The organism is Shinella sp. Sh6, assembly GCF_055392685.1.
The window spans coordinates 415,892-435,427 of record NZ_AP044006.1 but is presented as its reverse complement, the minus strand read 5'-3'; the positions used below and the strand labels follow the sequence as shown (position 1 = coordinate 435,427).

Annotated in this window: 14 protein-coding genes and 2 pseudogenes; 8 read left to right on the top strand and 8 right to left on the bottom strand. The window is 62.1% G+C overall.

Going from position 1 to position 19,536, the window contains the following annotated elements; genetic code table 11:
• Window positions 1-70 precede the first annotated feature (70 nt).
• Window positions 71-2,209 carry a ParB/RepB/Spo0J family partition protein gene (locus ACZ5TO_RS20420; protein ID WP_464800472.1) on the bottom strand — a complete coding sequence of 713 codons (2,139 nt, stop codon included), beginning with the start codon at window positions 2,207-2,209 and terminating at the stop codon, window positions 71-73.
• 143 nt (window positions 2,210-2,352) lie between these two features.
• On the opposite strand from ACZ5TO_RS20420, the gene ACZ5TO_RS20415 reads away from it, so the two are divergent.
• The gene (locus tag ACZ5TO_RS20415) at window positions 2,353-2,706 is read left to right on the top strand and encodes a hypothetical protein (RefSeq protein ID WP_343059604.1); all 354 of its coding nucleotides are present in this window, start codon (window positions 2,353-2,355) and stop codon (window positions 2,704-2,706) included.
• Between the two features lie 55 nt (window positions 2,707-2,761).
• Here ACZ5TO_RS20415 and ACZ5TO_RS20410 read toward each other — a convergent pair whose 3' ends face one another.
• From ACZ5TO_RS20410 to ACZ5TO_RS20400, 3 genes are read right to left on the bottom strand one after another with little or no spacing between them, the layout of a single operon-like run.
• Window positions 2,762-6,025, bottom strand: coding sequence for an error-prone DNA polymerase (locus tag ACZ5TO_RS20410; RefSeq protein ID WP_464800471.1), 3,264 nt, complete (start codon window positions 6,023-6,025; stop codon window positions 2,762-2,764).
• Window positions 6,022-7,536: a Y-family DNA polymerase gene (locus ACZ5TO_RS20405; protein ID WP_464800470.1), complete on the bottom strand. Its 1,515-nt coding sequence runs from the start codon at window positions 7,534-7,536 to the stop codon at window positions 6,022-6,024. Before ACZ5TO_RS20405 ends, ACZ5TO_RS20410 begins: the two co-directional genes overlap by 4 nt.
• On the bottom strand, window positions 7,454-8,212 hold the full coding sequence (locus ACZ5TO_RS20400) for an ImuA family protein (RefSeq protein ID WP_464800469.1): 759 nt from the start codon (window positions 8,210-8,212) through the stop codon (window positions 7,454-7,456). The genes ACZ5TO_RS20405 and ACZ5TO_RS20400 overlap by 83 nt, the downstream gene beginning before the upstream one ends.
• A gap of 207 nt (window positions 8,213-8,419) precedes the next feature.
• Here ACZ5TO_RS20400 and ACZ5TO_RS20395 point away from each other — a divergent pair, with 207 nt between their 5' ends.
• Together ACZ5TO_RS20395 and dinB are read left to right on the top strand one after the other, a co-directional pair.
• Window positions 8,420-10,489 carry an ATP-dependent helicase gene (locus ACZ5TO_RS20395; RefSeq protein ID WP_464800468.1) on the top strand — a complete coding sequence of 690 codons (2,070 nt, stop codon included), beginning with the start codon at window positions 8,420-8,422 and terminating at the stop codon, window positions 10,487-10,489.
• Between the two features lie 3 nt (window positions 10,490-10,492).
• A complete protein-coding gene (dinB, locus tag ACZ5TO_RS20390) occupies window positions 10,493-11,617 on the top strand; it encodes a DNA polymerase IV (RefSeq protein ID WP_464800467.1) in 1,125 nt (374 codons plus the stop codon).
• 78 nt (window positions 11,618-11,695) lie between these two features.
• Here dinB and ACZ5TO_RS20385 read toward each other — a convergent pair whose 3' ends face one another.
• Window positions 11,696-12,589, bottom strand: coding sequence for an SDR family oxidoreductase (locus ACZ5TO_RS20385; RefSeq protein ID WP_464800466.1), 894 nt, complete (start codon window positions 12,587-12,589; stop codon window positions 11,696-11,698).
• A gap of 95 nt (window positions 12,590-12,684) precedes the next feature.
• Here ACZ5TO_RS20385 and ACZ5TO_RS20380 point away from each other — a divergent pair, with 95 nt between their 5' ends.
• Window positions 12,685-13,515, top strand: coding sequence for a helix-turn-helix transcriptional regulator (locus tag ACZ5TO_RS20380; RefSeq protein ID WP_464800465.1), 831 nt, complete (start codon window positions 12,685-12,687; stop codon window positions 13,513-13,515).
• 122 nt (window positions 13,516-13,637) lie between these two features.
• Here the strand turns inward: ACZ5TO_RS20380 and ACZ5TO_RS20375 are convergent, their stop codons facing one another.
• The gene (locus ACZ5TO_RS20375; RefSeq protein ID WP_464800464.1) at window positions 13,638-14,099 is read right to left on the bottom strand and encodes a MarR family winged helix-turn-helix transcriptional regulator; all 462 of its coding nucleotides are present in this window, start codon (window positions 14,097-14,099) and stop codon (window positions 13,638-13,640) included.
• Window positions 14,100-14,241: 142 nt separating this feature from the next.
• Between ACZ5TO_RS20375 and ACZ5TO_RS20370 the strand changes: the two are divergent.
• The 3 genes and pseudogenes from ACZ5TO_RS20370 to xth all read left to right on the top strand — a co-directional run bounded on the left by ACZ5TO_RS20370 (window position 14,242) and on the right by xth (window position 16,137).
• Window positions 14,242-14,580 (top strand): annotated as a pseudogene (locus ACZ5TO_RS20370) (nuclear transport factor 2 family protein).
• A gap of 320 nt (window positions 14,581-14,900) precedes the next feature.
• Window positions 14,901-15,338, top strand: a complete 438-nt coding sequence (locus ACZ5TO_RS20365; RefSeq protein ID WP_464801005.1) for a DUF1810 domain-containing protein — start codon at window positions 14,901-14,903, stop codon at window positions 15,336-15,338.
• Window positions 15,339-15,355: 17 nt separating this feature from the next.
• A pseudogene (gene xth, locus ACZ5TO_RS20360) lies at window positions 15,356-16,137 on the top strand (exodeoxyribonuclease III).
• Window positions 16,138-16,139: 2 nt separating this feature from the next.
• On the opposite strand, the gene ACZ5TO_RS20355 reads toward xth, so the two are convergent.
• Together ACZ5TO_RS20355 and ACZ5TO_RS20350 are read right to left on the bottom strand one after the other, a co-directional pair.
• Entirely contained in the window at window positions 16,140-17,006 is an 867-nt protein-coding gene (locus tag ACZ5TO_RS20355; protein WP_464800463.1) for a hypothetical protein, read from the bottom strand.
• 36 nt (window positions 17,007-17,042) lie between these two features.
• Window positions 17,043-17,225 (bottom strand): hypothetical protein, encoded by a 183-nt coding sequence (locus ACZ5TO_RS20350; RefSeq protein WP_464800462.1) that lies wholly within the window; start codon window positions 17,223-17,225, stop codon window positions 17,043-17,045.
• 242 nt (window positions 17,226-17,467) lie between these two features.
• Between ACZ5TO_RS20350 and ACZ5TO_RS20345 the strand changes: the two genes are divergently transcribed.
• Window positions 17,468-19,411, top strand: a complete 1,944-nt coding sequence (locus tag ACZ5TO_RS20345; RefSeq protein ID WP_464800461.1) for a hybrid sensor histidine kinase/response regulator — start codon at window positions 17,468-17,470, stop codon at window positions 19,409-19,411.
• The last annotated feature ends 125 nt before the right edge of the window (window positions 19,412-19,536 follow it).

Below are 19,536 nucleotides of genomic sequence, written 5' to 3'. Positions count from 1 at the left end.
CGAATTTCGAAAAACAGAAGGGCCCGGCGCGACGGCCGGGCCCTGGATTGATCGCTGGTGGTCTGAGGAATTATTCCGCGGCCTCGAGATGCCCGCCCTGGTCGTCATCAGGATCGGAGGCCGTCTGCTCGCCATCCAGGTCTTCGGTCAGGAAAGCGGGTAGCACGACCTCGCCGGCTTCGACGTCCTCGTCCACGGCCACCACATCGTTCGTCTCCGAAATCCCGACCTCCTCGCAGATTGCATCGGCAGGATAGCGCAGCACTTCCGGGAGCCATCCGCTGCCGTCGAGCAGCCGGGCGGCTTCGCGCGCCATGTCCTGCTTCTTCAGGTGATCGATAAGCTGGGCCGACTGCTCGCCCTTTGCTTCACGAACGGCCTGCAGGATGTGCGCCTTGGTCACGCGACCGAGATAGTTGTCGACCGTCGGCGTCCAGCCCGCCCCCACCATGCCGAACCCGATCGTCTGGGCCAGCTGCACGGCATGCTGGTTTTCCTTGCTCCGGCGATTCCATTGCTGGATCGTGGCGTTCAGCGACATCGACGCGCAATGCGCAAACAGCGCCATCCGGCTGTCCTGATCGAGCGCGATCAGGTAGTCCCAAACCGCGTCCGCGTCACCGGGAAGATCATGCCCCCAGCTCTCCTGGCGCTGCTCGATCTCCTTCGCCCAGACCGTGTCGGAAAGGCCCTGCGTCTTGGTCGAGACCGTATGCTGCACGGTGATTTCCAGGCAAGACGCCGTGCCGTAGTGGTAGAAGGTCTTCAGCACGAGAAGATGGAGCACGGTGACGAAGGCCACCAGCGGCTCATTGGCGAGCGCATTCCTGAGCGCAAGCGTGCGGGCGGCAGTCAGGTCCTCGACGAGCCGTTCCGACAGCGGGCGGATCTTGCCGTCGTCCTCGTCCGGCTCCTCGACACCAACGGGCTTGCCGTTGATCGTCACACCACCACCTTCCGCGGCGGTGTCGTCGCCATCGTCACCGTTCTGCTCGAAGTCATCGCCGCCCTCAGCATCGGTAACGGGTTCGTCTTCCGGCCGGGCGAAGCCGCGCTCGATTCTCAGTTCGCCGTTGGCGGCCAGCGAGATAAAGGCGCCGCCGCGAGCGACGTCCTCGCGATCGAGGACAAAGGGTCGCTCATTCAGCGCCTGCAGCTGGGAATCAAGATCATCGAGGCGCGCTTCCGTCTCCTTCGAATAGTCATCGGCAGCTTCATATTCCGTGTTGAGCTTGTCGAATTCTGCCGTCAGGGCATCATGACGCGCCAGCTCTTCTTCGGTGAGTTCCGCCTGCTTGCCGTAAAGGCGGCGAAGGCCGGACGCGTGGCCGAAGTGGAAGTCGATGGCGGAATCGACCCACTTCCAACCCTCGTCGGTCCTCAGCGCCTCGGCGCCAGCCGTCAGCTTTTCCAGCACGAGCTGTTCGAGCAGCGCCGGATCCTGGAGCCATCCGCCGTTGTCCTGCTCGAAGAGATCCCGCATGACAATGCCGCCGGCGGCTTCATAGGCTTCGATGCCGACATACACCGCGCGGCGGTCGCTCGCCCGGATCGCCGTTTCGGTCAGCAGCCGGCGGATGTAGTAGGGATCGGTGCTTTGCGTGCGCGAAATCGTCTCCCAGACCTGCTCCTGCCGGGCATGATCCTTGGTGATCGAGAACGCCATGACCTGGCCGAGCTTCATTTGGTCATCGCCGTAAAGTTCGAGCAGACGGGGCGATACTGTTGCCAGGCGGAGGCGCTGCTTCACCGTCGCAACCGAGATGTGGAAGCGGGCGGCGATTTCCTCCTCGTCGAGCCCCTGCTCGCGCAGGACCATCATCGCGCGAAACTCATCCAGCGGATGAAGATCGGCGCGATTGACGTTTTCGGCAAGCGAGTCCTCCGCTTCGAGCGTTTCGCCTTCGCTGACGATGCAGGGGACGCCGGTGGTCTTCGTCAGCTGCTTCCGGTCGACCAGCAGCTTGAGGGCGCGATAGCGGCGGCCGCCGGCAGGAATGCGATAGATGCCGGTTTCCTTACCCTCGGCATCGATTTCGGCGCGCACATTGATGCTGGTCAGCAGCCCGCGGCGAGCGATGTCGTCGGCAAGGTCTTCGATAGAGACGCCGGCCTTGGTCTTGCGCACGTTCTGCTGGCTGAGAACGAGCTTGTTGAAGGGGATATCGCGTCCGACGTTGAGCGCGATTTTCTGAATGGCCTGTGCCATGTCATGTCTCCGCGGCGGACTGGCCGGAGCCTCTCTCCAGCCATCTCAATCCGCCACGAACGCCCCTTCCCCCCTCTCCCTCTCTTACCAGCCGCCCCCCTCACCGCCTGCCGCCAGCGCCCGCGTCACCGCTGGCGTCTCGCGTGGACCTGTTCAGCCAGATCGTCATCTGGCGGCGCATCATGCCGATCGGCGCGCAGATTTCCGTGACCGGCGCGCTCCCCTCACAAAATCATCCTCCTGGAACAGCTCCAGGCAATTTCACCTTCGTGACGAACAATGCCCGCGACTTCCGAAAGCTCTATGCGAAGGAGGAGCTGCATGCGGGCCTCGTCATCATCGTCCCGCAGGTTCTGCCGGCTCGGCAACGCGAGATGTTCGATGCCGTGCTGGACGAGCTGGCGAACAGTGAGGAGCTTCTCAACGAAATCATCGAGATTTCCGTCGAGGAGGACGCGCTCGTGATTACCCGATACGTCCTCCCGGAAATCGGATAGGCCGCCTGGACGCTGGAGCGAAATGCTCTTCGCTGAGCCGGAGAGCCCCAGGCTATCAGTGAAAATTCCGGCTCTTCACCTTCAGCCGGTCGATCAGAAGATCGGGGACGAATATGTCGCGTGCGGGCGCCGCCGCCTTCGGCCGTTCGCGCGGATCCGGCGCACCATTGCCGTGCGCGAACTCGTCTCCTCTTCCATGAGGCAAGGGAAACTGCTCGTCCCGCTCACCCAGCCGGCCGAGATCGTCCGACAAATCGAATAGCCGCTGCGCGACAAGATGGACGACGTCCCCTTCCCGCTGGATTTTTCCGTTGATCGCCATCATCGATGCGGAGAGAAGAACGCGGCGCTGGCGTTCGAACAGCGTCGGCCAGACCACCGCATTGACGATCCCGGTTTCGTCCTCGAGCGTCAGGAACATAACGCCCTTGGCTGAGCCGGGGCGCTGGCGAACGAGCACCAGGCCGCCGGTCATCAGCCAGCGGCCGTCACGCTCGGCCATCGCCTCGGCGCATGTGACCATTCCCTTCTGGCGAAGGTCTTTGCGGAGAAAAGCGACCGGGTGCTGGCGAAGGGTAAGGCCGGTGTGGGCGTAATCTTCGACGACCTCGTGCCCTGCCCTCATGGAGGGCAAGGAAACCGACGGCTCCTGCATTTCCGCGATCTGGCGCGCTTCGCGCTCGGCGGCCGCGGCCCAAAGCTCAAGCGGCTCGTCACGCAGACCCTTGATCGCCCATAGCGCGTCGCGCCGCTGAAGCCGTAGTGACGGCAGGAAGGCGTCGGCTTCGGCGAGTTTCACCAGCACGGCCGTAGGAACGCCCGACCGTCGCCAAAGATCGTCGGCCGAGGTAAAGGGATCGTCGGCGCGCGCCGCAACGATCCGGGCGGCGTCCGCCGTCCAGAGCCCCTTCACCATCCGCAGGCCGAGGCGGACCGCGCAATGACGGCTTCCGTCAACTTGCTCGAGCGTGCAGTCCCAGCGCGAGGCGTTGACGCAGACCGGCCTGATCTCGACCCCGTGCTGGGCGGCGTCCCTCACAATCTGCGCCGGCGCGTAAAATCCCATCGGCTGCGAGTTGAGTAAGGCCGCGCAAAACGCATCCGGATGATGGCATTTGACCCAGCTCGACGCATAAGCAATGAGCGCAAAGCTGGCGGCATGGCTTTCGGGAAAGCCATAGGAGCCGAACCCTTCGAGCTGCGAAAACGTCTGCTCGGCAAACTCGGCCGTGTAGCCGTTGTTGACCATCCCCGCCACGAGCTTGTCCTTGAACTTGCTGACGCCGCCGGAGAACTTGAAGGTCGCCATGGATTTCCGCAATTGGTCCGCCTCGCCGCCGGTAAACCCGGCGCAGACCATGGCGACTTTCATGGCCGACTCTTGAAATAACGGGACACCGAGGGTTTTCGAGAGCACCGCCTCCAGTTCGGGTGTCGGATAGACAACCGGCTCCTTACCTTCGCGCCGGCGGAGATAGGGATGCACCATATCGCCCTGGATCGGTCCGGGTCTGACAATCGCCACCTGCACGACCAGGTCGTAAAATGTGCGGGGCTTCAGGCGCGGCAGCATCGACATCTGCGCCCGGCTTTCAATCTGGAAGGTGCCGAGCGTGTCTGCCTTGCGGATCATCGCATAGGTGCGGGAATCTTCGGAAGGAATGGACGCGAGATCCCAAACCTCACCTTTGTGCTCTGCCATCAGCGCGAAAGCCTTGGCCATGCAGGTCAGCATGCCGAGCGCCAGCACGTCGACCTTCATGAATTTCAGCGCCTCCATATCGTCCTTGTCCCATTCGATGACCTGGCGATCGTCCATGCGCGCCGGCTCGATCGGCACGAGATCGTCGAGTCGGTCATGGGTCAAGACGAAGCCACCGGGATGCTGGCCGAGATGGCGCGGCGCACCCATCAGCTGCTGCGCCAGTTCCAGCGTCAGCTTCAGCCGGTAGTCGGCGGCGTTGAGGTTGTTCTCCCGGATCTGGCGCTCTGAGACCCCTTCCGACCAGCCCCAGACGCCCGACGATAGCTGGCCGATCATGTCTTCGGGCAGACCGAGCGCCTTGCCGACGTCACGCAATGCGCCTTTCGCGCGATAGCGAGTTACGGTCGAGCAGAGCGCCGCCTTGCTGCGACCGTAGGTGTTGTAGATCCACTGGATGACCTCCTCGCGCCTCTCATGTTCAAAATCGACGTCGATATCGGGCGGTTCGTCCCGTTCCTGGGAGATGAAGCGTTCGAAGAGAAGGTCGTTGGTGTCGGGATCGATGGAGGTGACGCCGAGACAGTAGCAGACGGCCGAATTGGCGGCCGAGCCCCTGCCCTGGCAAAGAATGCCCTTCGATCGCGCGAAACGGACGATCGAGAAAACCGTCAGAAAATAGGGCGCATAGTTCATCGTCCGGATCAGTTCGAGCTCATCGCGCAGGGTTTTCCGCACCTTGTCGGGAACGCTCTCCGGATAACGAACCGCGGCACCTTCCCAGACGAACTTGACCAGCGATTGCTGCGGATCGAGACCGGGGACGATGGCCTCCTCCGGGTACTGGTACTGCAGTTCCTTCAGATCAAACTTGCATCGCTCGACAATCTCGCGTCCGCGGGCGAGCGCTTCCGGGTATTCGGCAAACAGCCGGTGCATCTCCTCCGGCGCCTTGAGAAAGCGATCGGCATGACGCTCGCGGTCGAAGCCGACATCATCGATTGTCGTGCGAGTGCGGATGCAGGTCACGACATCCTGCAGCTGCCGACGGCTCGGCTCATGAAACAGCACATCGTTGGTGACGACCGTCCTCACTTTTGCGCGGGCGGCCATGGTGGCAATGCCATGCAGGCGCATGCGGTCGTTCGGCCGGCGGCGCAGGCACAGGCTGACATAGGCCCGATCCCCGAATAGATCGGCCATCTTGCGAAGCTGGACGGCGCAGATCTCATCGGCTTCGTCTGGCACAAGGATGCCGATCATGCCGGCGGCGTGTTCGGCAACATCCACAAAATCGATCAGGCAGTTTCCCTTGCCGCCTCGGCTCTTGCCGAGCGACAGCAGCCGCGTCAGCCGCGAATAGGCCGGGCGATCCATGGGATAGACGAGGATCGACATGCCGTCGGTCAGGTCGAGCCGGCAACCGACGACAAGCCGAATGCCGGTCGCCTTGGCCGCCTCCCAGGCGCGTACGATGCCGGCGAGGCTATTGCGGTCGACCACGCCGAGCGCATCGATGCCGAGTGCGGCCGCTGTGGCAAACAGTTCATCGGCGCTGGATGCTCCGCGCAGGAACGAAAAATGCGTCGTAACCTGAAGCTCGGCATAACGTGTCATCCGAACACCCCATGCACGAACCACAGATGCGAGCCGGTCTCCGGATCGATGCCGTCGCCGGCGCGATAGACCCAGTAACGCTCGCCAAGCTCGTCCTCGACCACGAAATAATCCCTGACCGCCTGGAACTCGCGCGGCCGGCGCCACCATTCGCCAAAAATCCGTTCCGGGCCATCGGCGCGCACGACCTTCCGGCGCTTGCCGCGCCAGGTAAATATCGCTGGCGGCTGGTCCGGCAGGAGCGCGATGACCTCAATGCGTTCAGGGTTTGCGAAGAGCCGCGTCGGCCGCGGCCATTTCACCGCCCAGGCCTGGCCGATGTCGGGCGCGGTCGCCGCGATGCGCCGGACCGATCGCTCCGGCACGTCGGAAGCGACGGGCGCTACGCGGAACAGCCGGAGGCCGCGATTGCCGAGAATGTCGACCAGCGGGGTGATGTCGGCGACCTCCTCCTCGATCAGCGAGGAAGCGACCTGACGTTCCTCCAGCGGCTCGGCAAAGACGGCGACCAGCACCAGCTTCTCGATGCCGAAACCGGGATCGATCGTCTCGATGCGGTCGCAGAGCAGTTTTGACAGGCGCGCGGGATCGCGGACCGGCTTGGCAAGGCCGGCACGGAGATGCTGACGCGTATTATCGACGCGATGCACGAAGAGATCGCAGCGCCGCGCGCCAAGACCGTCTTCGGCGAGACGGGCCGAGAGCTGGCCAACCAGCCGGCGGACATATTTGGCGATGGTCTCCGGCGCACCGATGGGCTCGGCAAAATTCTTGGCGACCTCGACAAGTTCCGGCGTGCGGATCGGCTCGATCGGTTCGGCGATGCGGCCAAACATCTGATCCAGCCGGCGCGCGGGCTCCGGCCCGAACCGCAACGTCAGCGGCGCACGTGGCATGGCCGAGAGTTGGCCGACCGTATCGATGCCGAGAACACGCAGGTCCTGGACGATCTCCGCCGGCAGTCGCAGGGCGACGATCGGCAGGTCGATGACGGCTTTCGTTACGTCACCCACCGGCACGACGGTCGTTTCCGCCGCCAGCAGCCGGGCGAGCGCATGCGCCGCGCCCCAGGTGTCGGCGACGGCGGCGCGCGCCGTCAGCCCGCGGCCGCGCAGCATATTGACGAGGCCCGATACGAGCAGCGCTTCGCCGCCGTGCAGGTGATCAGCACCTTCCGTATCAATGACGAGACCGTCGGCACCATCGACCGCGACAACCGGGCTATATTGCCGGAGCGCCCAGAGCGCCAGCCGTTCGAGTGCGGCCGCATCCTCGGCCGGAGCCGCATCGACCATGAGAAGATCGGCGACCATGGCCTGCGCCTTGCTGGCGGCCATGCCGATGCGCAGGCCGAGCTTCAATGCGGCGGGATCGGCGGCGGAGATCCATCGCTTCGATCCGCGGCGGGCAATGACGACCAGTGGCTTGTCAGCCGGCAAGGCTTCGCCAGCGTGCCGTCTGATCCGCTCCGTCGCGAGTTGTGGGAAGTAGATCGATACGACCCTGGGCATCGGGGGCTCCAATTTCAAATTCGGCACATTCGCCGGCTTTCACGCGCATCAGTTCTGCGAGCCAGCGCGCCCTCCCGACGCCGGCAACAGGTAGTCTTTCCGACGGCAGGGTGCTGATGCGCCATCGCGTCGTCGAGGCCGTCGGCTGCCCATAATCCGACGCCTCGTTCTGACGTCGCCATCGCCGTAGCACGATGCCCATGGCGCCGGTCTTTTCCGCCGCCAGCTGTAGGCGCCGCGAGGCGGTCATCGGCAGACGGACAAGTTCGCCGACCACGGCTGCAAGTCCGCCGAAGGACAATCCCTCCTCCATCGCCGACAGCGCCTCCTCTTCGCGGTCGCTTTCACAGAAGACGACGCGATCCGGATGGAGCCCGGCCTGGGCGACCGCAGGAAAAAACAGGTCCGGGCGCGTCATGCACCAAAGAACCTTGCCTCGTGATCGGGCGGCGATGCCGGCAACGAACAGCGCCGCCGCGGCTCCATCGACGGTCCCTCCCCCGCCGCCGGCGACCTCGTGCAGCGCCCCGAAGGCAAGCCCTCCCCCCGGCAGTGCCCGATCGACCTCGGCGACGCCGAAAGGCAGGACCTGCCTTGCGCGCTGCGAGCCGCCTTCAAGCTGCTCGATGCGCTCGCGAAGCTCTGCCAGCACGGGATTGAAGGCAGGTTTGGCCACGGCAGAATTGTTGCTCCTTCAGGGTTTCCAGCGGTTCTTTAAGCTGATATGTTCATTATTTGTTCCGATTGCCCAACTGAGTCAATCGGGCCTCCGCTCCGGAAACCGCCCCTCGGCTAAGTCGTTGAAACGAATCCCTTAGCTGCATCAAGGAGATATCCGGCAATAGGAGGGTCAGGGAAATTTTCTTATGGTGTCTGGGGACAAATGGCGGCGGCGCATCTCGAAAAACTCAACGACCGGCAGCGCGAGGCGGTCGAGCACGGCATTGGCCTGCCGGACGGAAAAATCGGCGGACCGCTGCTGATCATCGCCGGCGCGGGCAGCGGCAAGACCAATACGCTGGCGCACCGCGTCGCACATCTGATCGTCAATGGCGCCGATCCGCGGCGGATCCTGCTGATGACGTTTTCCCGCCGTGCGGCATCCGAGATGGCGCGCCGGGTGCAGCGCATCTGCCGCCAAGTGCTGGGCGACAATGCCGCCATCATGACCGACGCGCTGGCCTGGGCCGGTACGTTCCATGGTATCGGCGCTCGGCTCTTGAGGATGTATGCCGAGCAGATCGGTCTCAGCGTCGATTTCACCATCCACGACCGCGAGGACAGCGCCGACCTGATGAACCTCGTCCGGCATGAGTTGGGCTTTTCCGCCAAGCAGAGCCGGTTCCCCACCAAAAGCACCTGCATTGCGATCTATTCCCGCGTCGTCAATTCCGAGGCTTCGCTCAAGGACATCTTGAAGTCCTCGTATCCGTGGGTGCTGGAATGGGAAGAGGAGCTGAAGCAGCTCTTCGCCGCCTACGTTGAAGCCAAGCAGGCGCAGAACGTTCTGGACTACGATGACTTGTTGCTCTACTGGGCGCAGATGGTTTCAGAGCCCGAGCTGGCCGAGGACGTCGGCAACCGTTTCGACCACATCCTTGTCGATGAATACCAGGACACCAATCGCCTGCAGGCGTCGATCCTGATGTCTCTCGCGCCCGGCGGCCGCGGCCTGACTGTTGTCGGCGACGACGCGCAATCGATCTATTCCTTCCGTGCGGCAACCATCCGAAACATCCTGGATTTCCCGCAGGAATTCTCACCCAAGCCGGCAGACGTCATCACGCTCGACCGCAACTACCGCTCGACCCAGCCGATCCTGGCTGCCGCCAATGCCGTCATCGAACTCGCACGGGAGCGCTACACGAAAAACCTCTGGACCGACCGCGCCTCGGAGCAACGGCCGATGCTGGTGACGGTCAAGGACGAGATCGACCAGGCCGCCTATATCGTCGAGCAGGTGTTGGCCAACCGCGAGATCGGCATGGCGCTGAAACAGCAAGCGGTGCTGTTTCGAACCTCGAGCCACAGCAACGCGCTGGAAATCGAGCTCACGCGACGAAACATCCCGTTCGTAAAGTTCGGCGGGCTCAAGTTTTTGGACGCCGCGCACGTCAAAGACATGCTGGCGGTCATGCGGTTCGCGCAGAATCCGCGCGACCGCGTTGCCGGCTTTCGGGTGCTGAAACTGTTGCCCGGCATCGGGCCGCAAACGGCCGGCAAGATCCTCGACACGATTGCCGCCGACCCCGAGCCGCTGCAGTCGCTCGCCGAAATCCCGCCGCCGGCCAAGACCGGCGACGACTGGGGCGCCTTCGTGACGCTGGTCACGGCGCTGCGAAAGGGCGAAGCGGGCTGGCCGGCGGAGATCGGCACGGTTCGGATGTGGTACGACCCGCATCTCGATCGCATCCACGAGGACGCGGACACCCGCAAGGACGACCTCTTGCAGCTCGAACAGATCGCCAGCGGCTATGCGAGCCGCGAGCGGTTCCTGACCGAACTGACCCTTGACCCGCCGGATGCGACCAGCGACCAGGCCGGGGTGCCGCTGCTGGATGAGGACTATCTGATCCTCTCGACTATCCATTCGGCCAAGGGACAGGAATGGCGTTCCGTCTTCATGCTCAATGTCATCGACGGCTGCATTCCCTCCGATCTTGGCGCCGGCACCACAGCCGAGATCGAAGAAGAGCGACGCCTCCTTTATGTCGGCATGACCCGGGCGCGCGACAGCCTCACGCTGATCACGCCGCAGCGCTTCTTTTCGCACGGCCAGAACGCCAAGGGTGACCGTCATGTCTATGCGTCGCGGACCCGCTTCATACCGGCCACCCTCTTGCAATTTTTCGAGATGGCAAGCTGGCCGAAGGCGTCGGCCACTGCGAGCGAGCAAAGCGACCGCCAGGTTCGCGTCGATATCGGTGCGCGGATGCGATCGATGTGGAAATGAGCCATGCAGCCCGTCACTTCGGCCGAGATCGAGGCGCAGAAACCGGATCGCGAAGATCGGGTCCGGCGCATCATCCATGTGGACATGGATGCGTTTTATGCCTCCGTCGAACAGCGCGATAGTCCCGAGCTGCGGGGCAAACCCGTTGCTGTCGGCGGCGCAGCCGCCCGCGGCGTCGTGGCGGCGGCAAGCTATGAGGCACGCGCTTTCGGTGTGCGATCCGCCCTGCCATCGATCACCGCCAAGCGGCGCTGTCCGGATTTGATCTTCGTTCCGCCGCGCTTCGACGTCTATCGTGCGGTTTCATCGCAGATCCATGCGATTTTCGCCGAGCATACCGATCTGATCGAGCCCTTGTCGCTCGATGAAGCCTATCTCGATGTCACCGACAACAAGCAGGGCATTGCGATTGCGACGGAGATTGCCACGAGGATTCGCGCCCGCATCAAGGATGTCACCGGGCTGAATGCCTCCGCCGGGATTTCCTACTGCAAGTTTCTCGCCAAGATGGCTTCCGACCTCAACAAGCCGAACGGTCAGGCGGTCATCACGCCTAAGCATGGGCCGACTTTTGTCGAGGGACTGGCGGTCAAGAAGTTCCATGGCGTGGGGCCTGCGACCGCCGCCAAGATGGAGCGGCTCGGCATCCTGACCGGCGCCGATCTCAGGGAAAAGTCGCTCGCCTTCCTGCAGGAGCATTTCGGAAAGTCTGGCGCCTGGTACTACAATATCTCCCGCGGCATCGACGATCGCCCGATCCGAACCAATCGGGAGCGAAAATCCGTCGGCGCCGAAGACACCTTCATGACGGATATCGTCGATCTGGATGCAGCGCGTGCGGAAATCACCCCGCTGGTCGACAAGGTCTGGCGGCATTGCGAGGCGAAGAACCTTTACGGCCGATCCGTCACCTTGAAGGTGAAGTATGCCGACTTTCAGATCATCACGCGGAGCAGGACCGAAGCCTCCCCGTTCGGCTCGGCCGGCGAGGTCGTGGCGACGGTCCAGGCACTTCTCGATCCCCTGTTCCCGACGGCGAAAGGGATCCGCCTCCTCGGCGTCACGCTGTCGTCGTTCACCGGCGAGGCCGCGAACGGATCCGCCGGTCAACTCCAGTTCGAGATCTAGGTGCACCGGTGGGGCAGTCCAAGGCGCTCTTTTGAGGTGTGAATTGCAGCCCGGAAAAGCTGCCTTGGGGGTTCAGACCTATCTCGCCGAATAGTCCATTGCGCTTAGGTCATCCAGCAGGGTCGGCCCCTTAGGCGTCCAGCGCAGCTTTTCCCGCGTTTGCACGCTCGAAGCCGTGATGTTTGCCGACGCGAACATAGCGAACCAGCCGAAATGGTCTTCCGCCTCGCCTTGCGGGATCGAGACGGCAGCTAGACCGAGGCCGGTCGCGACGGTTTGGGCGATGTCGCGCGCGGCAATTCCCTCTTCGGCCACGGCGTGATAGCGAGCGCCGGGCTCGGCACGATCGATCGCCAGAACATAGAGCTTGGCCACGTCATCCACATGGCCGGCGGCCCAGCGGTTGGCGCCTTGCGCGACATAGGCGGCGACGCCCTTCTGGCGGGCCAATTCGATATAGTACGAGACGAGGCCCTGCCTGGCGGTGTCATGCACCTGCGGCAGTCGGACGACGCCGAGGTTGATGCCCGCCTCGAGCTGTTCCTGTCCGGCCAGTTCAGAGGCAATGCGGGGATTGAAATGATGGGCGTCAAAGACGTCCTCGCGCGCGAGTTCGCCATTGCCCGGATCGCCGATGCCGACGCCCGAGGTGATGAGCAGCGGCCGATCCGAACCCTTGAGAACCGATCCGAGAGCGGTGATGACTTGGCGATCCTTTTCGCAATTGGCGAGGAAATTGGTAAAGTCGTGGTCGAACGCCGTGTGAATGACAGCATCGGCATTCTCGGCCCCTTTGGCCAGGGTTGCCGGATCTTCAAGCGTTCCCAGGTGAGCGGCGGCGCCGGCATTCGCCAGAGCCTTCGCGCCTGTTTCGGAACGGGTGAGGCCGATCACGTCATGATGAGCGGCGAGCAGTTCACCGAGGATACGCGATCCTATGAATCCGGTGGCACCGGTGAGAAAAATACGCATGCTGAATCTCCTGCATTGACGAAGCAAGCGATCTCATGAAAAATTATCCTGTTAAAGTAGTGAGTTTATCCTAGTATAATCATTAATGGGATCGCATGAGCGAGAGCATTCCCGAAAATGGGCTCGGCACATTCCTGCGTGACCGGCGCATGCGCCTCGATCCAGTCGCGTTCGGCTTCGAGGCAGGACGACGACGGACGCCGGGCCTGCGCCGGGAAGAGGTCGCCCAGCGCGCCAATATAAGCCCGACCTGGTACACCTGGCTGGAGCAAGGCCGGGGCGGAGCGCCATCTGCCGATGTGCTCGATCGCATCGCAAGGGGGTTGATGCTGACCGAGCCCGAGCGCGATCACCTCCACATCCTCGCCTTCGGCCATCCTCCCGAACCGCGCTACCATCAGCAGGAATCCATCACGCCACGGCTACAGCATGTGCTGGATGCCATACCCTTCAGCCCCGCCATCATTCGAACCGCGACATGGGATGTGGTGGCGTGGAACAGGGCCGCGACCGTCATTCTGACCGATTATGAAAAGCTGCCGATAGGGGGGCGCAACATCCTGCGCATGATGTTTTCCGACGAGCGCGTGCGTGCCGCGCAGGACGATTGGCACAACGTTGCCCGTTATGTCGTCGGTGCGTTCCGAGCCGACGCCGCGCGCGCCGGCGCGGGGGCAGAAATCCGCAAGCTCGTCGACGAGCTCTCAGCCAGTAGCCCAGACTTCAAGGCGATGTGGGCCGACAACGAGATCGCGGCCACGCGCGATGGCATCAAGCGCCTTCACCACGCTGAACTGGGAGCGATCGAGCTGGAGTTCTCGACTTTTGCGGTCGAGGGCCGATCCGACCTCAAGATGATGGTCTATAGTCCCGCAAATTCCGATGTGGCGGCGCAATTTCGCTCACTGATCGCCAGCGCGCGTTAAGCCTGTTATACCGGGATTGCTCGAATTGCTCTTGTTGGACTATGTCGGGGATGTCCTGGGTTTGGCAGTTGCCGCGCGCCGAACGTTTCCAGATTCCACTCACGATGCCAGAGCGGGCTAGATCATGATTCCCGCGCTACGGATGCTTCGGCTCCAAGCCGATCGAGGTTTGCAATCAGGCGATCGAGCAAAACGATGAACTGGGTGGTTTCCTCCGTCGTGAAGCCGTCGAGCGCGTCGCGGTTGCCTTGGAACAAGGCGGCGCAGGCATCGGGCAGACGGGCAAGAGCGGTGTCCGTTAAGGCAATGCGGCTGCTGCGGCCGTCGGACGGATCGGGCGATCGCCTGATCAGTCCATCCCTTTCCATCCGAACCATCATTTGCGCCATTGAGGGCTGCTCGATCCTGACAAACCGAGCCAGATCCCGCTGCGTGTGCGCCCGACCGTCCTTCAGCGCCACCAGAGCCGGCAGATATCCAACACCGAAGCCCAACGGTTTTAGCCTCGCTTCGCTCAGACGCGCGAAGCCTCGCGCGGCCAAGCCGACCAGATGTCCCGGGCTTGCCAATACGTCCAATTTCATTTCGCCTCTTGCATAGGCACCTATATTGATACATAGGTGACAATACAACGCGCGACCACGGTTGGCAACGGCAGCGAGCCGCGTTCATCGCACCAGAAAAGGATGGGCTGTAGTGGAAAGCGAAATCGCGCTTGTGAAGCGCATGTACGACAGCTTTAACGCGCGGAACATTGACGGCGTCCTGGCAGTCCTTGCCGAAGACGTGGCCTGGGCAAATGGCATGGATGGCGGCCATGTTCACGGCCGCAAGGCAGTCAGAGAGTATTAGACGCGTCAATGGACGGTCGTCAGCCCGCATGTCGAGCCGTTGACGTTCTGCAAGGCAGCGGACGGTGCAATCCTTGCAGAGGTCCGGCAGTCCGTCCTGGATCTCGAAGGCAAACCGCTCGAAGGTCAAGCACATGGGCTGAAGGACAAGACGGTCACACACGTCTTCCGCTTACAGGATGGCAAGGTCACGCGCTTCGACACTCGCGACTGAAAACCAGCCATTCGATATGAAGCGGGCACGGTGACCAGGTTGCGCAGCGGAGAAGTTGGTGCGAGCAACAATGGTGGGTTGACGCACCAATGTCCATCGCCTTGCCCGCGCGACCGCAACATAGGCCCTCGCACATGGGGTAGCGTAGCCGCACCGGTTCGCCACTATGATTTCGGCCGCGTCATCATCTCGAGCAAAGGAAAGATTGCCTGAATTCTTTGCAATGGCATATCGCGGCATTCGGCACGACCACCATCTTGCCGCGCTTTCGGGACGCGCTATCTGTTCGGGTAATCCTGCAGGCGGACCTGTCGATGACAATGGGCGATCCTTTCCAACTTAAGCGGTTTGTCGCCGCCCAGGAGCTTGTCTTCACCACCGCCCTCGCCGAGTTACGTGCCGGCCGCAAGCAGACCCATTGGATCTGGTTCATCTTCCCGCAGCTGCGCGCCCTTGGCCGGTCGCCGACGGCAGAATTTTATGGGATCGCCTCGCTGGAAGAGGCCCGGGCCTATCTCGGTCACCCGATCCTGGCAGATCGGCTGGCACGGGTGACCGATGCAGTCCTCGCTCATCACGACCTATCAGCCCATGAGGTCTTCGGCTCGCCCGACGATCTGAAGTTCCGATCCTCCATGACGTTATTCGACGCCGCTTCGAACCACGAGAACGCGCGGTTTCGGGATGCCCTGGGACGCTATTTCGGAGGCGCGCCAGATAAGCGCACATTGGAGCTTCTGCGTGGCCAGAACACTTGAAACTCCGAGGGCTTCGCGTGAAGATCGCCACCTACAACGTCAACGGCATCAACGGTCGCCTTCCCGTCCTTCTGCGATGGCTGGAGGACGATGCGCCCGACATCGTCTTCCTGCAGGAACTCAAATCGCCGGACGAGCGCTTTCCACGGTGTGAGCTTCAGCGCGCGGGTTATGAAGCGGTTTGGCATGGACAGAAAAGCTGGAACGGCGTAGCTATCCTCGCCAGGGAAGCAACGCCGTTCCTGACGCGACGCGGCCTGCCGGGCGATCCGGACGACAGCCAAAGCCGCTATATCGAGGCCGTCGTCGACGGCATCGTGGTCGGCTGCTTTTACCTGCCGAACGGCAATCCTGCGCCCGGCCCGAAATTCGACTACAAGCTGCGCTGGTTCGAGCGGTTTCAGACCTATGCGGCTGAACTGCTGTCACTCGACCTTCCAGTGGCGCTGATCGGCGATTTCAATGTCATGCCGACCGACCTCGACGTCTATGCGCCGGAGCGCTGGCGCGACGACGCGCTGTTGCGCCCCGAGGTCAGGAAAGCCTACTCCGATCTCGTCGCCCAAGGCTGGACCGACGCCATCCGCCATTTCTATCCGAAGGAACGGATCTACACCTTCTGGAAATACTGGCGGAACTCCTTCGAACGTGACGCGGGCCTGCCATCGATCATTTCCTCCTCAGCCCGGCGCTGGCGCCCTGGCTTCGGAAGGCGAGCGTCCGGCGTGGCCCACGGGGCTGGGAGCACACCAGCGACCATGCACCCGTCATGACCGAGATCGAGCCACCATCGGATTGAGATCAAACGGACGGCTGCTGCGAAACCCGGCGCTCGCGGGCCCTCGCGGTTCGCCGTGCCTCACGCAGTTCATTGAGGGTCGGCAGCCACCAGCCGCGTCGACGCTCATACTCGTCCGGTTCCCTTTTCGCCGGCCAGGTCTGGACCAGCTCTTCCAGCGAAGGTGTTCGCCAAATTCCCCAAACGTGATCGTCAAGGACATCAGGATAGAGGTCGGCGATGTCTTCGTCCTCGACCAACTCGCCGGTGATATCGCTGGCGATGACGATCCCGTACGATGCCGTCGCAATCGGTCGGTCCGCCGGAGGCAGATCGTCGGCGGGCAGCGGGATACGCCGACGCTTGCGCTCGGCCGCCCGGCGGCGGGCGTTTCTTTCCGCGTCGGTCCCCTTGCGTGCCTCCGCCCGCTTGCGCCGTTCCTCAGGCTCACACCGCTGTGCTTCCGTCTCGATGGCGTGCCAATGGTGGAGCAGATCGTCATAGGAGGCGAAAGGCACCCGCCAGACCTTGTGGTCGCCGTCCCAGCGGGCGAAAGGCACCTGGCGGATTTCTTCGACCAGCTTGCGCGAATAGGGCGTCTTGATGCGAAACCCTTCCCTGTCAACACTAAGGTAGATGCTGAGGATCGGCTCAAAGGCAAAGGCATCCCTCCCCTTCGCATCGGCATACGGGTCAACACGAGACTCTTCCTTGGCCAGCCAGCGATCGATACGCCGATGCGCGGTCTTGCCGGGCACGATCCAGGCCCTTCGCCGGTCGCTCCAGCGGGCGCGCGGAAACGCCTCGCGAAACCGCTGAACCGTCATGCGGTCGAATGGAAAAGAGACGGCCGCATACTCGCCGCCATCTTCGACATCGTCAGCCATCATTGCCTCGCCCGCCACGATGACGGAGGGCGATCGGTCTTAGTGCTTGGTGTGCCGGTCACCGCGATCACCTTCGCCCGGTTTGGACTGGTTCTTGGCCTTCTGCCGGCGATCAGCGGACAAGGATCGGCTAACGCCGACACTTTCCTTGAACTGGCCCTTCTCGTCACGACGAACATAACGCTTGTCGGTTCCGGTATCGATGAGTTCACGCTTGGTCATGGCATTCTCCTTACGGGCTGCAGTCAGGAAGAACGCATAGTCACGCGAAAAAGATGCAGCGAATCAAAGGCATATTCGTGACTCGCATCGGTAAGGATGAACAGCCCTAAGTTATTGATTTCCGATTCTTTTCGACTCGGAACAAATTTGTTCGTGATCCGTTTGATTCGCTTTGGCTGCGTCGAGTCGGGAGTTGGGCATGGCCGGTCATGCGTTTGCGCTCGTTGCAGTTGGGGACAGATATGGACAGGATGAAGACAACCGCTCTTGCCGGTGAAGACAGGTACAAGATGCTTGTCGATGCAATTGCAAGCTACGCAATCTATATGCTCGATCCAACGGGCAACATCTTGAGTTGGAGTGCCGGAGCAAACCGGCACAAAGGCTATACGGCGGATGAGGTCGTTGGCTCGCATTTTTCACGATTCTATGTGGCGGCGGACCAAGATGACGGTCTGCCAATGCGTGCCCTGAACCAGGCAGCGGAAGAAGGGCGATTCGAGGGCGAAGGCAGGAGGATGCGCAAGGACGGATCCGAGTTCTGGGCACATGTCGTCATCGATCCCATTCGTGACCAGGACGGCGAACTTATCGGCTTCGCCCACATCACCCGCGACCTAACCGGAAGCAGGAGGGCGCAAGAGCGGCTACTCAAGGCTGAGCAGCAGTTCCGCCTTCTTGTGGAGGGCGTATTGGACTATGCGCTCTATATGATGGACGCAGATGGAAATGTCTCCAGCTGGAATGCCGGCGCAGAGCACATAAAGGGCTATCGGCCGGACGAGATAATCGGCCAGCATTTCTCGCGCTTCTTTCTCGAACAGGACAGGCTCGATGGTCTTCCAAGCCACGCACTGGAGACGGCTCGGCAGGAAGGCCGCTACGAATCCGAAGGCTGGCGGCTTCGCAAGGACGGCACACGTTTTTGGGCCAATGCCATCATCGACGCAATCCGGAGCGAGAGCGGCGAATTAATCGGCTTCGCCAAGATTACCCGCGACATAACAGAAAAGCGCGAGGCGCAGGAGGCACTCGAACTGGCGAGGGAAGAACTCTTCCAGGCGCAGAAGATGGAGGCGCTTGGCCAGCTGACCGGCGGCATCGCCCATGACTTCAACAATCTTCTAATGGCGATACAAGCAAGCCTCGAACTGCTGAAGCGCCGCGTTTCCCTTCCCACCGAAGCCCAGCCACTCGTCGAAAACGCCCTTCAGGCAACACAGCGTGGTGCATCTCTTATACAGCGGCTGCTGGCCTTCTCACGGCGGCAGGAACTCAATTTCGAGCCTGTCGACCTGGGGGACCTCGTACATGGCATCCAAGATATGCTGCAAAGGTCCATCGGGCCTACGGTCGTTATCGAAACGGATTTCCCCGCCGGCTTGCCGCCGGTCCGTACCGATCCGAACCAGATGACCAATGCGATCATCAACCTTGCGATCAACGCCCGCGACGCTATGCCGGAAGGGGGACGTCTTCTTATTGGCGCACGGCTGGAGACCGGTGGAACAGAGAAGCATCCGGAATTGCAGGATAAGGCTCATCTCTGTCTTTGCGTGAAGGATGAAGGACAGGGTATGGACCTGGAGACACTCAGGAATGCACCCTCACCTTTCTTTACGACAAAGGGCATCGGGAAAGGAACCGGTCTTGGGCTTTCCATGGTGCAGGGTCTGATGGCACAGTCACGGGGCAAGCTCGTGCTTCATTCGCAACCGGGCCGTGGAACGACGGCCGAACTCTGGCTGCCGACCATCGAAATAACAGAAAAAGAGACACGGGAGGAGACGGTGGATACACCAGTCTCGCCGACAGCGAAGATCTTGTCGGTCATTGCCGTTGACGACGATCCACTCGTTCTTATGAATACCGTCATGATGCTGGAGGATATGGGTCACGCCGTCTTTGAGGCCGGATCCGGAACCAAAGCTCTCGCCCTCCTGGCCGACCATTCGATAGACCTCATCGTCACCGACCAGGCCATGCCTCAGATGACGGGCTCGCAACTCGCCGAAATTGTCCACGAGCGCTGGCCGCACATTCCCATCATCCTTGCTACCGGCTATTCGGAACTGCCCTGCCAAGCACAGGCCGACCTGCTACGCCTGTCGAAACCGTTCGGTGAGCGTCAACTCGAGGACGCCATTCGCCGGGCCATGAAAGAAAGGCGCACGCCACAGCCATGACGGCCAGGATCGCACGTCATCCGAAGCGGCTGGACACATCATCGGCCCTCGCTAAGATTTAGGGATTGTATTGGGGAGGCAGGACGGTGCTGCGAGGGCCTAACGTCCATTTCACGCTGGCGAAA

What these genes read in the sequence shown, in the direction of transcription:
- ACZ5TO_RS20420 (WP_464800472.1), bottom strand. Translation starts at nt 2,209, where the DNA reads ATGGCACAGGCCATTCAGAAAATCGCGCTCAACGTCGGACGCGATATC.
- ACZ5TO_RS20410 (WP_464800471.1), bottom strand. Translation starts at nt 6,025, where the DNA reads ATGACACGTTATGCCGAGCTTCAGGTTACGACGCATTTTTCGTTCCTG.
- ACZ5TO_RS20405 (WP_464800470.1), bottom strand. Translation starts at nt 7,536, where the DNA reads ATGCCCAGGGTCGTATCGATCTACTTCCCACAACTCGCGACGGAGCGG.
- ACZ5TO_RS20395 (WP_464800468.1), top strand. Translation starts at nt 8,420, where the DNA reads ATGGCGGCGGCGCATCTCGAAAAACTCAACGACCGGCAGCGCGAGGCG.
- dinB (WP_464800467.1), top strand. Translation starts at nt 10,493, where the DNA reads ATGCAGCCCGTCACTTCGGCCGAGATCGAGGCGCAGAAACCGGATCGC.
- ACZ5TO_RS20385 (WP_464800466.1), bottom strand. Translation starts at nt 12,589, where the DNA reads ATGCGTATTTTTCTCACCGGTGCCACCGGATTCATAGGATCGCGTATC.
- ACZ5TO_RS20380 (WP_464800465.1), top strand. Translation starts at nt 12,685, where the DNA reads ATGAGCGAGAGCATTCCCGAAAATGGGCTCGGCACATTCCTGCGTGAC.
- ACZ5TO_RS20375 (WP_464800464.1), bottom strand. Translation starts at nt 14,099, where the DNA reads ATGAAATTGGACGTATTGGCAAGCCCGGGACATCTGGTCGGCTTGGCC.
- ACZ5TO_RS20365 (WP_464801005.1), top strand. Translation starts at nt 14,901, where the DNA reads ATGGGCGATCCTTTCCAACTTAAGCGGTTTGTCGCCGCCCAGGAGCTT.
- ACZ5TO_RS20355 (WP_464800463.1), bottom strand. Translation starts at nt 17,006, where the DNA reads ATGATGGCTGACGATGTCGAAGATGGCGGCGAGTATGCGGCCGTCTCT.
- ACZ5TO_RS20350 (WP_464800462.1), bottom strand. Translation starts at nt 17,225, where the DNA reads ATGACCAAGCGTGAACTCATCGATACCGGAACCGACAAGCGTTATGTT.
- ACZ5TO_RS20345 (WP_464800461.1), top strand. Translation starts at nt 17,468, where the DNA reads ATGGACAGGATGAAGACAACCGCTCTTGCCGGTGAAGACAGGTACAAG.